Source organism: Micrococcus lylae, assembly GCF_900163825.1.
Lineage (GTDB): Bacteria > Actinomycetota > Actinomycetes > Actinomycetales > Micrococcaceae > Micrococcus > Micrococcus lylae.
Window position 1 is genome coordinate 1 of the sequence record NZ_FUKP01000061.1, and the last position, 14,894, is coordinate 14,894.

Annotated in this window: 12 protein-coding genes and 1 pseudogene; 4 read left to right on the forward strand and 9 right to left on the reverse strand. The window is 71.7% G+C overall.

All coding sequences use genetic code 11. The annotated features are described in order from the left end of the window. Positions 1-304: 304 nt before the first annotated feature. From tyrS to FM125_RS08815, 3 genes are all read right to left on the reverse strand, one after another. On the reverse strand, positions 305-1,651 hold the full coding sequence (tyrS, locus tag FM125_RS08805; protein WP_245829933.1) for a tyrosine--tRNA ligase: 1,347 nt from the start codon (positions 1,649-1,651) through the stop codon (positions 305-307). A gap of 97 nt (positions 1,652-1,748) precedes the next feature. Continuing rightward, entirely contained in the window at positions 1,749-4,028 is a 2,280-nt protein-coding gene (locus FM125_RS08810; RefSeq protein ID WP_087134344.1) for a HelD family protein, read from the reverse strand. Positions 4,029-4,129: 101 nt separating this feature from the next. After that, on the reverse strand, positions 4,130-5,218 hold the full coding sequence (locus FM125_RS08815) for a hypothetical protein (protein WP_087134345.1): 1,089 nt from the start codon (positions 5,216-5,218) through the stop codon (positions 4,130-4,132). A 184-nt stretch (positions 5,219-5,402) separates the two neighbouring features. On the opposite strand from FM125_RS08815, the gene ykgO reads away from it, so the two are divergent. Next, positions 5,403-5,525 (forward strand): type B 50S ribosomal protein L36, encoded by a 123-nt coding sequence (gene ykgO / locus FM125_RS08820; RefSeq protein ID WP_087134346.1) that lies wholly within the window; start codon positions 5,403-5,405, stop codon positions 5,523-5,525. Between the two features lie 115 nt (positions 5,526-5,640). Here the strand turns inward: ykgO and argH are convergent, their stop codons facing one another. Beyond that, positions 5,641-7,104, reverse strand: coding sequence for an argininosuccinate lyase (argH, locus tag FM125_RS08825; protein ID WP_087134347.1), 1,464 nt, complete (start codon positions 7,102-7,104; stop codon positions 5,641-5,643). A 123-nt stretch (positions 7,105-7,227) separates the two neighbouring features. Beyond that, complete coding sequence (locus FM125_RS08830; RefSeq protein WP_087134348.1) at positions 7,228-8,469, reverse strand: argininosuccinate synthase; 1,242 nt, start codon at positions 8,467-8,469, stop codon at positions 7,228-7,230. Between the two features lie 666 nt (positions 8,470-9,135). Between FM125_RS08830 and rpf the strand changes: the two are divergent. The 3 genes and pseudogenes from rpf to FM125_RS08840 form a co-directional block, all read left to right on the forward strand. Next, a pseudogene (gene rpf, locus FM125_RS12480) lies at positions 9,136-9,591 on the forward strand (resuscitation-promoting factor Rpf); the annotation flags it as partial. A gap of 356 nt (positions 9,592-9,947) precedes the next feature. Further along, positions 9,948-10,100 carry a LysM peptidoglycan-binding domain-containing protein gene (locus FM125_RS12140; protein ID WP_143745316.1) on the forward strand — a complete coding sequence of 51 codons (153 nt, stop codon included), beginning with the start codon at positions 9,948-9,950 and terminating at the stop codon, positions 10,098-10,100. 216 nt (positions 10,101-10,316) lie between these two features. Next, entirely contained in the window at positions 10,317-11,057 is a 741-nt protein-coding gene (locus FM125_RS08840) for a hypothetical protein (RefSeq protein WP_087134349.1), read from the forward strand. Positions 11,058-11,157: 100 nt separating this feature from the next. On the opposite strand, the gene argR is transcribed toward FM125_RS08840, so the two are convergent. Genes argR through argB form a run of 4 tightly spaced genes read right to left on the reverse strand, consistent with a single transcriptional unit; the run spans position 11,158 to position 14,890 of the window. Beyond that, the gene (gene argR, locus FM125_RS08845) at positions 11,158-11,643 is read right to left on the reverse strand and encodes an arginine repressor (protein ID WP_087134350.1); all 486 of its coding nucleotides are present in this window, start codon (positions 11,641-11,643) and stop codon (positions 11,158-11,160) included. A 1-nt stretch (position 11,644) separates the two neighbouring features. Further along, a complete protein-coding gene (gene argF, locus FM125_RS08850) occupies positions 11,645-12,613 on the reverse strand; it encodes an ornithine carbamoyltransferase (RefSeq protein WP_425435817.1) in 969 nt (322 codons plus the stop codon). Further along, positions 12,610-13,908, reverse strand: coding sequence for an acetylornithine transaminase (locus tag FM125_RS08855; protein ID WP_087134352.1), 1,299 nt, complete (start codon positions 13,906-13,908; stop codon positions 12,610-12,612). Before FM125_RS08855 ends, argF begins: the two co-directional genes overlap by 4 nt. 34 nt (positions 13,909-13,942) lie before the next feature. Continuing rightward, a complete protein-coding gene (gene argB, locus FM125_RS08860; protein ID WP_087134353.1) occupies positions 13,943-14,890 on the reverse strand; it encodes an acetylglutamate kinase in 948 nt (315 codons plus the stop codon). Between the last annotated feature and the right edge of the window lie 4 nt (positions 14,891-14,894).

Consider the following 14,894-nt stretch of genomic DNA (forward strand, 5'->3'; position numbering starts at 1 on the left):
TGCGAACTGATCCGTTCCGCGCCTCAGCACGAGAAAGAACTCTACACACATCCCCACCCACACGCAAAATCGGGGTGTCCACACATGCCGAAGGCCTCGTTCTCCGCGGAATCCTGCGGAGAACGAGGCCTTCCGAGCCAGCGCTCTCATCCCATTGCGGGCCACCATTCCAGGTGACCTCGACCACTTCCGGGCGTACGCCGTCGTCGGGACAGGGCGGGAGCGATCGGCAGCGGTCCTCTGCCGGCTCCGCGGACGTGTCAGAGGGACAGGGCAGCGGTCCTCTGCCGGCTCCCCGGACGTGTCAGAGGGACAGGTCTGCGGCAGCCATGTTCTTCTTCCCCCGGCGGATGAGCAGCCAGCGGCCGGCGAGGGCGTCGCCGGAGCCGAACGTCTGCTCCATGTCCGACACCTTGACGTTGTTCACGGACGCTCCGCCGTCCTTGATGATGCGTCGGGCCTCGGAGTTCGAGGAGGCCAGGCCGGAGGAGACCAGCAGATCGATAATGGAGACGCGGCCGTCGTCCCTTCGGGCCCAGACCGAGGTGTCCGCCTGGTGGTCAAGCTCGGACAACACCGACTCCAAGGTCTCCGGCTCCACCTCGGACAGGTCTCCGCCTCCGAACACCGCGGCGGACGCGTCGATCACGGCCTGGGTCGCCGCCTCACCGTGGGCCAGCGTGGTGACCTCCCAGGCCAGGCGCTTCTGCGCCTCACGTCGGAACGGCTCGTCCGCCACCTTCTGCGCATACTCCTCGATCTGTGCACGGGTCAGGAACGTGAAGACCTTGAGGCGGTCCACCACGTCCGCGTCGGCCGTGTTGAGCCAGAACTGGTAGAAGGCGTACGGAGAGCACATCGAGGCGTCGAGCCACACGGCGTTGCCCTCGGACTTGCCGAACTTGGTTCCGTCCGCGTTGGTGATCAACGGGGTGCCCAGGGCGTGCACGTGCTCTCCCTCCACCTTGCGGATCAGCTCCGTGCCGGAGGTCAGGTTGCCCCATTGGTCCGAACCGCCGGACTGCAGGGTGATGCCGTGGCGGCGGAACAGCTCAAGGTAGTCGTTGCCCTGCAGCACCTGGTAGGAGAATTCCGTGTAGGAGATCCCCTCGTCCGAGTGCAGGCGCTTGGCCACGATCTCCTTCTTGACCATGGTGCCCACGCGGAAGTTCTTTCCGACCTCGCGCAGGAAGTCCAGGGCGGACATCTGCGCGGTCCAGTCCAGGTTGTTCACCATGGTGGCCGCGTTCTCACCTTCGAAGGACAGGTACGGGCGGATCTGCTCGCGCAGGGAGTCCACCCACTCGGCCACGACCTCGCGGGTGTTCAGTACACGCTCGGAGGTCTGACGCGGGTCGCCGATCAGACCGGTCGCACCGCCCACCAGCGCGTAGGGCCGATGGCCGGCCAGCTGCAGGCGACGCATCAGCAGCAGCTGCACGAGGTGGCCCAGGTGCAGGGACGGGGCGGTCGGGTCGAAGCCGCAGTAGTAGCTCACCGAGCCCTCGACGAGGGCCTGCTCCAGGGAGGCCTCGTCGGTGGAGACGTGGACCAGGCCACGCCACTTCAGCTCCTGCCAGATGTTCTCGAAGCTGGAGTCATTGGACTGCGCGCTCAGGCGCTTCTCGGTGTTCTGGGTCTCTGCGCTCACGGGCTTCAGCGTACCCAGCGGCGGTCGCTGCCGCCGTCGGCGCGCCGCCGGATGTCGCAGTCCGAACATCTCGACGACGACCGCCCACCGGTGTCCGTCAGCGCACCACTCCTCCCGGCAGGTCAGCCTCGGGGGCGTCGGTGACCACAGCCAGGGCCTGGGTGCAGCGGGTCATGGCGACGTAGAGGTCTCCGACCACCCCGTGGGCGTCCGCCACCAGTCGTTCCGGAGAAGCGAGCACCACGACGTCGAACTCGAGGCCCTTCGTCTCCCGCGCCGTGGCGACCACGACGTCCACACCCGGTGCCGGGACTCGGTCCACGGTGAGTCCCTGCTGCTGCATCGCCGCGGACAGCGGGGCGACGAGCTCCTCGGGCACCACGAGCGCACTGAGGCCCTCCGGGACGAGGTCGCGGAGTTCGGCCAGCCGTGTGAGCACCGCCTGCTGCAGTTCTCCGGCGGGCACGACGGTGAGCGTCGGCTCGTGGTCGCCCTCGCGCACGGCCTCCGGTGCCGTGACCTTCACCCCCGCGGCCCGGGCGACGCCCGCGGCCCAGCGGACGATGCGCGACGGGGTCCGGTAGTTGACCGAGAGCTCCTCGACCACCAGGCGCTCGTCGAACGAGTCGCCGAGGGCCTGCCGCCATGTCCGCGGGGCGCCCGGGGCCGAGGCCTGCGCGATGTCCCCCACGATGGTGAAGGACTTCATCGGGCAGCGGCGGGCCAGCAGACGCCACTGCATGGGGCTCAGCTCCTGTGCCTCGTCCACCACCACATGGCCGTAGGTCCAGGTGCGGTCATGGCGGGCCTGCTCGGCAGTGGTGCGACGGACGGTGCCCCGCTCGTTGGCCCGGGCGAGCGTCTCCGCGTCGACGACGCCGTCGACGCCCAGGTCCGCGAGCGTCTGGTGGACGTTCTCGAGGGTGGCCTTCGCGTTCTCCACGTTGCGGCGATGCTGGGCCTCTCCGTCCTCCGCCGGTGCGCCTGAGGGCATGGCGCCCAGCAGCTCGGCCGCTTCGTCCAGCAGCGGCACGTCCGCCTCGGTCCACGGGGCGTCCGGGGCGCGGAGCAGCAGCCGGGCCTCGTCGTCGCCCAGCCACGGGGCGCAGGCCCGGAGGGTCTCCGGCGTGGAGAAGACCTCGGCGAGCAGCCGTTGCGGGGTCATGGGCATCCAGCACAGGTTCAGGGCGATGCGCACATCGCGGGAGGTCCGCACATCCTCCAGCAGGTAGTCCCGGTTCACGGTGGCGCCGGCCGAGTGCTCCAGCTTCTCGCGCAGCTGGTCCGCCAGCTCTCGGACCAGGATCTTGACGAAGGTCTCGCGCGCCTCGTTGTGCGGTTTGCGGGTGGCCCGGGCACGCTCGCGGGCGCGGCGGACCATGCCCGGGGACAGGGTGAGCGCCGTGCCGTCCACCGCCACGGTGCGGCGGGCAGGGATCAGCCTCTGCCGGCGGGCCACAGCCGCCTGCACCATCTCGGCGGCCTCGATGCGCCCCTTGAGGACGGCCACGCGGGGATCGGTCTCCGGGACGGCGGCCACACCGGGATACAGCGTGCCCAGCGAGGCCATCACCACACCCGTCTCGCCCAGCGAGGGCAGCACGCGCTCGATGTAGCGGAGGAATCCGACCGACGGCCCGACGAGCAGGACGCCGGCCTTCGCGAGACGTTCCCGATGGGTGTAGAGCAGGTAGGCGGCGCGATGCAGCGCCACCGCGGTCTTGCCGGTGCCCGGCCCACCCTGCACCACCACGGCCCCGGGAAGCGGACGGCGGATCAGCTCGTCCTGCTCGGACTGGATGGTGGCGACGATGTCATGCATGCGTCCGGTGCGCCGCGCCGTCACGGCCGCGAGCAGCGCCCCCTGGCCGCCCACTGCGATCTCGTTCGTACCGGCGGAGGCGAGTTCGGGATCCAGCACCTCGTCCTCGATGTCCCGGACGGTGCGTCCGCGCAGCATCAGGTGGCGGCGGCGGCGCACGCCCTGCCGCTGCAACGGGGTGGCCTGGTAGAAGGCGCCGGCCTCCTGCGCCCGCCAGTCCAGGAGCAGCCGCTCGTGCTCCTCGTCGGTCAGGCCGATGCGGCCGATGTAGCGCGGGCCGGGCGTGTCTGCCCCGTGCTCCGCGTCCAGATCCAGCCGTCCGAAGACGAGGCGGTCCTCGACGGCCTCGAGCTGGGCCAGACGGTCCTCGTACAGAGCGGCGAACGCGTCCCGCTCGGAGTGGTTCTGCACCGATCCCTGGAGCCCGGAACGCCGGACGCCGGCGAGCTGCTCCTGCTTCTCGGCGCGCAGCGCGTCGAGGCGGGCGTAGCGGACGGCGACGCGCTCTCGCTCGAGGGCGAGCTCGGCCTCGCGGACGGTCACGGTGTCCCCCATGCGGTTCTCCCTGGTCTCGGGCCGGAGCGGTCTCCGGCGCGGAACGTGACCATCCATCCTATAGGTGCGCGCGTGAACGGAAGGTGACCTGCGGCGCCGGGTCAGCCCCAGACGTCCGGACCGGCGGCGAACTCGGCGTCCGTGAGCAGGGCGGCGTCCAGGTCCGCCACGATCCGGGACAGGTCCGCATGGGCTCCCCAGCCGAACAGCGCGAGCTCGGGTCCCACGCACAGCAGCTCGGGTTCGAGGCCGTCCCCCGGTTCGGCACCGAGCACCGCGTCGTCCGGCGCCAGCGGATGCAGCTCGAGGTCCGTGCCGACCTGGTCCCAGCGGAAGGTCCACTCCGGCAGGTCGCCCAGGCGGCACAGGCCCGAGATCCGCAGGCCCGCCGCGGCCCCGCCCGCGCCCCGGGCGGCCGCCTCGAGCGCCCAGCGATCGGCGAGCTCCTCCAGGCGGCCGCGGTGGAAGGGACGGTGACGCTCGTAGCGGGCCACGCCGACGCCGGGCACCACCCGGTCCGTGGGCCACTCGCCGTTGACCACCTGGAGCCAGCCGGCGCAGTCCAGCTCGGGGCCGATCCCGCCGGCGGCGTCCGGGCCGGCCGTGCCCAGTGGACCTGCATCGGCGCGACCGCCGACCACCGGCAGCGCGTCCGGGCGCAGCACCGCGAGCAGGCGCCGGGCGGCGGTCTCGGCCTCCCCGTCCGCCCGGAGCACCCCGTGGACCGTCCGGTCTGCACCGGGCGTCGCCGCGGGACCTGTGGCACGGTCCGGCTCGGACGCGCCCACGAGGGCGTGGTGCGTGGCCGCCTCCAGGCAGTCGACGAGGGCCCGGCCGTGGCCGGCCCCGTCGGCGAGGTCCTCGTGGAGGGTGTGCAGGCAGGCGACCGCCACCACGGCGGTGACGCGCACCCGCTCCGGCTCGTCCGCCAGCTCGCCGATCACATGGGTCACCGGCACCTGCGCCGGCACCTCGAGCACCACCGGCCCGCCGGTCCGCAACACCGCCTCCGGGACGAGGCCGTCTTCGCCCCAGGCGACTGCGGCGACGAGTGTTGCCCCAGCATCGGCGGCCAGCCGTGCCGCCTGCGCATGGCGCTGTGCGGCGTGCACGCCGGCCACCACCACGACGTCGGCCCGCAACGGTCGACCGCCGCTCCGGGGGCGGGACGGGAACGGGGGCTGGGACACGGAGGGTCTCCTTCTGGTCGATCGGACTGCCGCGTCCGGACCGTCGTCGGGCGGGACGGGACCGGTTCGGGGACAGGACGCGGACGACTTTATGCTAACCGTTCTCATTTGCGCTAATCTGTCTGAGTCCCGCTCGGGACGTCTGACCGAACCGCGACCACGAGCCCCCCCCAGGAGGCACCCCATGAAGGTCCGCAACTCCCTGCGCGCCCTGAAGAACCAGCCCGGATCCCAGGTGGTCCGACGCCGCGGCCGCACCTTCGTGATCAACAAGAAGAACCCGCGGCTGAAGGCCCGCCAGGGCTGAGCGCCAGCGCTGCGACACCGGCCCCGCTCGCGGGCCGGAAGACCCGCAGGAACGACGACGGACGGTCGCCTTCCGTGGAAGGCGACCGTCCGTCGTCGTGCCGGGGATGCGCCGCTCAGGCGGCGCCGACCACCGAGCCGGCGGAGTCGGCGAAGGGGCGGACCTCGTCCACGGCCGCCTTGAGCGCCGCGATCTGGGCGGCGACGGCGGAGGGCGCCGTTCCGCCCTGGGCGTCGCGGGAGGACAGCGAGCCCTCGGTGGAGAGCACCTGACGGACCTGCGGAGTCAGGTGCTCGGAGACGGAGGCGAATTCCTCGTCGGTGAGGTCCCACAGCTCCATACCGCGCTTCTCCGCCGCCTGGACGCATTCGCCGGAAAGCTCGTGGGCCACACGGAACGGGACGCCCTGGCGGACGAGCCATTCGGCGATGTCCGTGGCGAGTGCGAAGCCCTGCGGGGCCAGCTCCGCCATGCGCTCGGTGTGGAACGTCAGAGTGGCGATCATGCCGGAGACGGCCGGCAGCAGCAGCTCGAGGGTGTCGGCGGCGTCGAAGACCGGCTCCTTGTCCTCCTGAAGGTCCCGGTTGTAGGCCAGCGGCAGACCCTTGAGGGTCGCGAGGAGGCCGGCGAGATCGCCGATGAGGCGGCCGGATTTGCCGCGCGCGAGCTCGGCGACGTCCGGGTTCTTCTTCTGGGGCATGATCGACGACCCGGTGGAGAAGGCGTCGTCCAGGGTCACGAAACCGGCCTCCTTGGTGGCCCAGAAGATGACCTCCTCGGACACGCGGGACAGGTCCACGCCGATCATCGAGGCGACCCAGGCGAACTCCGCGTAGACATCGCGCGCGGCGGTGCCGTCGATGGAGTTCCACACGGCAGAGTCGAAGCCCAGCTCCGCGGCCACGGCCTCCGGATCCAGGCCGAGCGAGGAGCCTGCAAGGGCGCCGGATCCGTACGGGGAGACGGCGGCGCGGCGATCGAAGTCCGCCAGGCGCTGGACATCCCGCAGCAGCGGCCAGGCATGGGCCAGCAGGTGGTGGGACAGCAGCACCGGCTGGGCGTGCTGCAGGTGGGTGCGGCCCGGCATCGGCGCGTAGGGGTGGGCCTCGGCCTGGGCGATCAACGCGTCGATCGTGGCGAGGACGCCGCGCGCGACCAGTCGGGCGTGGTCCCTCAGGTACATCCGACCCATCGTGGCGATCTGGTCATTGCGTGAGCGGCCGGCGCGCAGCTTGCCGCCGAGCTCCGGACCGGCGCGCTCGATGAGGCCACGCTCGAGGGAGCCGTGCACGTCCTCATCGGACTCCGCTGCGGTGTAGGCGCCGGAGACGACGTCTTCTTCCAGGCGGTCCAGGGCCGCCAACATGCCGTCCAGCTCCTCGGCCGTCAGCAGTCCGGCGGTGCGCAGCACGCGGGCGTGGGCACGGGAGCCGGCGATGTCGTAGCGGGCCAGGCGCCAGTCGAAGTCGGTGGACTTGCTCAGGGCGGCGAGGGCATCGGCGGGGCCGCCGGAGAAGCGGCCGCCCCACAGGGCGCCCTCGTTGGTGCCGTGGCGGGCGGAATCGGCTGGGGTGGTCATGGGGCCCTCCTGACGGGTGGGAGTCGACGTCGATGGTGCTGTGGGAAGGGACGGACGGCGGGACAGACGAGGCGGCCCCGGCGGCGGGATGCGCCGGGGCCGCCTCGTCGCCGGTCGACCGGGTCAGTCGTTGCTGAGGCGCGCGACGTCCGTCAGGTCGGCGGCGCCGCCCAGGCGCTGGTCGCGCTCGGAGGCGGTCTTGGCGGACAGGCCGTAGATGTCGATGAAGCCGCGGGCGGAGGACTGGTCGAACGCGTCGCCCTCGTCGTAGGTGGCGAGGTTGAAGTCGTACAGGCCGGTCTCGGAGCGGCGGCCCTGGACGGTGGCGCGGCCGCCGTGGAGCTCGAGCCGGATGTCGCCGTTGACATGCTCCTGGGTCGCGTCGATGAAGGCGTCCAGGTTCTGCTTCAGCGGCGAGTACCACTGGCCGTCGTAGACCAGCTCGGTCCAGCGGTCGGAGACCAGGCGCTTGAAGCGGGCCTGCTCACGCTCGAGGGTGACGTTCTCCAGCTCCTTGTGCGCGGCGATGAGGGCCATCGCGCCCGGGGCCTCATAGATCTCGCGGGACTTGATGCCCACGAGGCGGTCCTCCACGATGTCGATGCGGCCCACACCCTGGGCGCCGGCACGGCGGTTGAGCTCCTCGATGACCTCGAGCGGCGTCAGTGAACGGCCGTCGAGGGCGGTGGGGACGCCCTGCTCGAAGGTGATGGTCACGACGTCCGGCGCCGGCGAGAACGCCGGATCGTCCGTGTAGTCGTAGACGTCCTTGGTCGGACCGTTCCAGATGTCCTCCAGGAAGCCGGTCTCCACGGCACGACCCCAGACGTTCTGGTCGATCGAGAACGGGTTCTTCTTGGTGGTCACGATCGGCAGCTCGTTGCGCTCGGCGTAGTCGATCGCCTTGTCACGGGTCAGTGCCAGGTCGCGGACCGGGGCGATGCACTTCAGGTCCGGGCCGAGGGTCTGGATGGAGACCTCGAAGCGCACCTGGTCGTTGCCCTTGCCGGTGCAGCCGTGGGCCACGGTGGAGGCGCCGAACTGGCGGGCGGCCGCCACGAGATGGCGGGAGATCACCGGACGGGAGATGGCCGACACCAGCGGGTAGGCGTCCATGTAGAGGCCGTTGGCCTTGAGCGTCGGCATGCAGTACTGCTCCGCGAACTCGTCACGGGCATCGGCCACGTAGGCCTCGACGGCGCCGCAGTCCAGGGCGCGCTGGCGGACGGTCTCGAGGGACTCGCCGCCCTGACCCACGTCGACGGCCACGGCCACGACCTCGGCGCCGGTGGCCTCGGCGATCCAGCCGATGGCGACGGACGTGTCCAGACCGCCCGAATAGGCGAGGACGATGCGTTCCTTCACTGACGTGCTCCTCACGTGATTGTCTGCGGTGGCGCGGCCTCGGCGGAGGCCTGGTCGCACAGAGCGACCTGCCACCGGCGAGCCTAGCCCGTGAAGGCATAGTTATACAACGCATGGAATACCGGGATGACCCCCGGGGGCGACGCCAGGGGGCGTAGGAGCGGGTGACAGCAGGGGGCGTGGGGGCGGGTGACAGCAGGGGCGGCGCCGTGCGCCAGAGCAGCGGCGGCGATGCCGACGCGTCGCCCGCCGCGGCGCCGATCGAAACGCCGTGACCTTTCCGATGTCTGCGGTGCCACATCCCGACCATGGACATCCTGCACCGCACAACCGCCACTGCTGACAGACTGTCCACGCCCAACAGGCCTCAACCGCGCGTTGCAGACACACTGTCCATCAGAAGTGGAAGTTCTCCCCATTTCCTCCCACGGACTTGACGCGCACCCACCGCAGGGCGTTGACTCTCCCGTAGCCGATTCGTGACCTAACCGTGACCGACGCACCACGCGCCGGACGGGGCCGCACGGATCAACCTCTTCTGCCAGGCGCCCGCTGCGGGCCGTCCCACCCTGGCAGGAGTCTTGCCCCGAACCAGGGTGGACGGCCCATTGCCTGAGCACGCACTGTCTCGCAGGCGAGAAGCGGCAACCCGACCCTCTCAACGCCATGAACCTCATTGCATCCTCTGCCAAGCGCACTACCGCCACCGTCACCGCAAGCCTCACCGTCGCCGGCGCCGCCGCCATCGCGATCGCCGCTCCGGCCCAGGCCGCTTCTGAGGCCACCTGGGACCGCCTGGCCCACTGCGAGTCCGGTGGCAACTGGTCCATCAACACCGGCAACGGCTTCTACGGCGGCGTGCAGTTCAAGCTCTCGAGCTGGCACGCCGTGGGCGGCAAGGGCTACCCGCACCAGGCCTCCAAGGCCGAGCAGATCAAGCGCGCCGAGAAGGTCCTGGCGCTGCAGGGCTGGAAGGCCTGGCCGTCCTGCTCCAAGAAGCTGGGCCTGACCGCCGCCGACGCGGCCGGCTCCTCCGCCACCCCGGTCGAGCGCACCTCCGCCGTGGACACCTCCGCCGCCGACCGCGCCGAGGCCCAGCGCCAGGCCGCCGCCGAGAAGGCCGAGGCCCAGCGCCAGGCCGCCGCCGAGAAGGCCGAGGCCCAGCGCCAGGCCGCGCCGAGAAGGCAGCCGCCGAGCGTGCCGAGGCCCAGCGCCAGGCCGCTGCCGAGAAGGCAGCCGCCGAGAAGGCCGAGGCCGACCGCCAGGCCGCCGCCGAGAAGGCAGCCGCCGAGCGCGCCGAGGCCCAGCGCCAGGCCGCCGCCGAGAAGGCTGAGGCCGACCGCCAGGCCGCTGCTGAGAAGGCAGCCGCCGAGAAGGCCGAGGCCGACCGCCAGGCCGCCGCCGAGCGTTCCGCGGCTGCGGAGAAGGCCGCCGCCGAGCGTGCCGAGGCCCGCCGCCAGGCCGCCCAGCAGGAGACCGTGGTCGTCGAGGCCGGCGACAGCCTGTTCTCGCTGGCCAACAAGCACCGCATCGAGGGCGGCTGGGAGGCCATCTACGAGGCCAACTCCTCCGTCATCGAGGACCCGAACCTGATCTACGTCGGCCAGGAGTTCACCCTGCCGCGTGGCTGATCCACGGTCCCGCTGAAGGGCCCCGTCGCCGAGCGCGACGGGGCCCTTCACACATCTGCGGCCAGGGCCTCGTCCGGACCTGCACCACCCCTCACCAGACCGTCGTCGGCCCGGGGCGGCGTCCCGCAGACCGCCCGTGCGCGTGCCGTCCCGGCAGGCACGGGGGGACACCGCGTACGCTGAACGACAGAGAGCTCACCTGCAGGAGGGACCGCCATGCCCGCATCGACGACCGTCGCCCCCGCCGCAGCACTCCGCCCCGTCCGTCGCCATGCGGCACTGCTGGCGGGCCTTGCCGTGGTCAGCGGTTCCGCGCTGACCGGCTGCGTGCCGGAACCCCCACCGCTGGCACAGGTGTGGCCGTCCGTCCGCGCCTCGGTCGACGAGGCCACCTCGGTGCGGGTCAGCGGCGACGTCCGTCAGGGCGAGGGCACCATCGACGTCGAGCTTGCGGGCGCCCTGGACGACTCCTCCTACGCAGGCCGCCTGATCGAGCAGAAGGGCACGGTGGAGGTGATCGCGGCCGACGACACGACCTTCATCCGCCCGGACGAGAAGTTCGTCTCAGCCAAGGGCGGCGAAACCTTCAAGGATGTGGACCCGGGACTCTGGATCTCTGTGCCCTCCGGACGGGACGGCGCGTTCTCGATGTCCACGTTCTACGAGGGCTTCGTCTCCGCTCTCCCGGAGGCCGACGCATTCGGCGGCCAGGAACCGCAGGCCGAGACGCTCCGACTCGACGGCGAGCAGGTGTTCAAGTACTCCGACGTGGATGCCGGCGACGGCCACGTCTCGCTCTACATCAACCAGGACGACGAGTTGGTGCGTCTCGAGGTGGACGGCGAGAGCGACAGCAAGGACGGCCCGGCCGGCACCATCGACTTCCGCGACTGGAACGAGGTCCCGCCCACAGAGGCACCGCCGGAGGACCAGATCTACCAGCGCCCCGGGTTCTGAGGACTCAGACCCCGGCCCACCGGACGTGCGAGAGGCCGAGCACCGGTGCGTGTCGGACCCCTCACACGTCGCCGAGAAGCGGCTCGCGCCGCGGTCGGCCTCAGCCGGCGAGGCCGAGCAGCTGGGCGGCCACCCCCGGTGCGTGCTCGGTACTGTCCGCGATGAGCAGGATGGTGTCGTCTCCGGCGATCGTCCCCAGCACGTGCTCCACCCGGGCCTGGTCGATGACACTGGCCATGTACTGGGCGGCGCCCGGCGGGGTGCGCAGCACCACCAGGTTCTCGGTCGGCTCCGCGGAGATGAGCAGCTCGCGGCTCATGGAACTCAGACGGGCGGCCTGGGCCTCCCCACTGCGGGCCGGGAAGCCGTCCTCGCCCTCCGCCGGGACGGCGTAGACCATCCCTTCGGCACCGCGCACACGCACCGCGCCCAGGTCCACGAGGTCACGGGAGAGCGTGCCCTGCGTGACCGAGAGTCCCCGATCGGCAAGGGCTTCGGACAGGGCGGACTGGGACCGGATCTGCTGGGTCTGCAGCACGTCCCGGATGGCCGCCTGCCGCGCAGTCTTCGTGGTGGGCGTCGCCATGTCAGCGCACCTCCCCGGCAGGCGGCGCGGCCTGGCCGGACTCCTCGAGCAGCCAGGCCATCAGGGCCTTCTGAGCATGCAGCCGGTTCTCGGCCTCGTCCCACACCACGGACTGCGGACCATCGATGACGTCCGCGGTGACTTCCATGCCCCGATAGGCCGGCAGGCAGTGCAGGAAGATCGCGTCCTCAGCGGCGCGCCCCATGGCGGCGGCGTCCACCGTGTAGTCCCGGAAGAGCTCCTTGCGCTCGTGTGCCTCGTCCTCCTGTCCCATCGACACCCAGGTGTCCGTGACCACCACGTCGGCCCCGTCCAGCGCCTGGGCCGGGTCGGTGGTGACCAGGACGGAGCCTCCGGTCTCCGCGGCGCGCTCCTCGGCGGAGGCCACCACATGCGGAGCCGGCAGGCACCCCTCGGGCCCGGCCACGCGGACGTGCATGCCGGCGGTGACGCCCGCCAGCAGGTACGAGTGGCCCATGTTGTTCGCCGCGTCGCCGACGTAGGTCAGGGTCAGTCCCGCGGTGCGGCCCTTGTGCTCGCGAACGGTCAGCAGGTCCGCGAGCAGCTGGCACGGGTGGTAGTCGTCCGAGAGCGCATTGATCACGGGGACCCCCGCGTGCTCGGCCATCTCCTCCAGGCCGGTCTGCGCATAGGTGCGCCAGACGATCACCGAGGCCATGCGTCCCATCACCCGTGCCGAGTCCCCCACGGACTCCTTGTGGCCCAGCTGCGACTCCCCCGGGTTGATGATCAGCGGCTGGCCGCCGAGCTCGGCGATGCCGGCGGCGAAGGAGATGCGCGTGCGCGTGGACGTCTTGTCGAAGATCACCAGCCCCGTGCGCGGGCCGGCCAGCGGGCGGCGGGAGAAGCGGTCCGCTTTCATCTCGGAGGCCAGGTCCAGGACCTCGGCCTGCTCGGACGGGGACAGGTCGGTGTCCACCAGGAAGTGGCGCACGGCGGTGTCGGTCACAACGATGCTCCTCGGTTCTCGGTCGGCTGTCCGGCGGCGGACAGGATCATGGGCAGGGCGGCGACGAAGTCGCGCGCGTCGGCCTCGTCCAGGATCAGGGGCGGGGCCAGGCGCAGGGTGCGCGGACCCGTGGCGTTGACGATCCAGCCGCCCTCCAGGGCGGCGCGGACGACGGCCGGCGCGGGGCCGGCGTCGGGAAGCGGACGCACTGCGTCCGCGGCGAGGTCCACGCCGAGCCAGAGGCCATACTGGCGGACCTCGGTCACCGAATCCACCGCGCGCAGACCGTCGCCGAGCGCGGCGCCCACGCGACGGACGTTCTCCAGCAAGGCCTCCTCCTCGATCGTGGCGAGGACGGCGCGGGCGGCGGCCGCGGCCAGCGGGTTGCCGCCGAACGTGGTGCCGTGCTGCCCCGGGCGCAGCAGCGCCGAGACCTCCGGCCCCACGGAGACGAGCGCACCGATCGGGACGCCTCCGCCCAGCCCCTTGGCCAGGGTGAACGCATCCGGCACCACAGGGTCTCCCCCGGTCACCGCGGGGTCCTGGAACGCGAACCAGCTGCCGGTGCGGCCGATACCGGACTGCACCTCGTCCAGGATCATCAGCGCCCCGGCCTCCCGCGTCGCGGCGCGGACGCCCGCCAGGTAGCCGGCGGGCCAGCCATGGACGCCGCCCTCGCCCTGCACGGGCTCCAGGAGGACGGCGGCCACGGTGCGCCTCTCGGTGTCCGGGGCGAGCGCGGCCTGCAGGGCGTCCAGGTCGCCGCCGGGGATCCGCTCCACCCCTCCGGGCAGCGGCTCGAAGGGGGCACGGTAGGCCTCCTTCGACGTGAGCGCGAGGGCACCCATCGTGCGGCCGTGGAAGGCCCCCTCCAGGGCGATGACGCGGGTGCGCAGCCCGGAGGGGTCCTCGCCTCCGTGCCGGCGGGCCAGCTTGAAGGCCGCCTCGTTCGCCTCCGACCCGGAGTTGGCGAAGAACACCGAGGAGCCCGCCGGCGCCCCGGACAGGCGCAGGAGGTCCTCGGCCAGGCCGACCTGGGGCTCCGAGGTGAAGAGGTTGGAGACGTGCATGAGGCGTCCGGCCTGCTCGGACACGGCCGCCACGAGGCGCGGGTGGGCGTGGCCGAGGGAGTTCACCGCGATCCCGGCGAGCAGGTCCACGTACTCGCGGCCGTCCTCGTCCACCACGCGGACGCCCGAGCCGGAGACGAGGGCCCGCTGGGGCGGGCCGAACAGTCCGGTGACGGCGTGGCTGTAGCGGTCGAGCAGGGTGCCGTGTGCAGCATCGGCGGTCATGGCGGTCTCCTTCCGAAGGGATGCGCAGGCGGTGTCAACGGGCATCGGGGACCACCTGGGTGCCGACGCCTGCGGAGGTGAAGACCTCCAGCAGCATCGAGTGCGGGCGGCGTCCGTCCACCACGTGGGCGCGTGGCACTCCTGCGTCGATCGCCTCCAGGCAGGCCGCCATCTTCGGGATCATGCCGGAGGACAGGGACGGGAGCAGCTCCCGCAGCTGGGAGGCGGTGAGGGAGCTGATGAGCGAGTCGCGGTCCGGCCAGTCCGCGTAGACGCCCTCGACGTCGGTGAGGAGCACGAGTTTGCGGGCACCGATCGAGGCGGCGAGCGCTCCGGCGGCGGTGTCCGCGTTGATGTTGAGCACGTGGCCGGTGAGGTCGCCGTGGTCGTCCACCTCGGGGGCCACGGAGGACACCACGGGGATGCGGCCGGCCTCGATCACGTCCCGGATGGCCTCCGGATTCACGCCGATGACCTCCCCGACCAGTCCGAGGTCCACAGGCTCGCCGTCCACCACGGTGCCGGTGCGGCGTGCTTGGAACAGGGCGCCATCCTCGCCGGAGGAGCCGATCGCGTAGGGGCCGTGGGAGTTGATCAGGCCGACGAGCTCGCGGCCGACCTGACCGGTGAGCACCATGCGCACCACGTCCATCGCCTCCGGCGTGGTCACGCGCAGGCCGCCGCGGAACTCGGACTCGATCCCGAGCCTGTCCAGCATGGTGTTGATCTGCGGGCCGCCGCCGTGCACCACCACGGGGCGCACACCCACGTGCAGCAGAAAGACGATGTCCTCGGCGAAGGCGCGGCGCAGCTCCTCGGAGACCATGGCGTTGCCGCCGTACTTGATGACCATCGTGGTGCCGGCGAACCGCTGGATCCACGGCAGGGCCTCGATGAGGACCTCCGCCTTGGACTCGGCGCGCTCGAGGCGGTCCGCGGCGGAGAGCACCGGGGTGGCAGCGGTCGACGGGTTCTCGATCATGGCG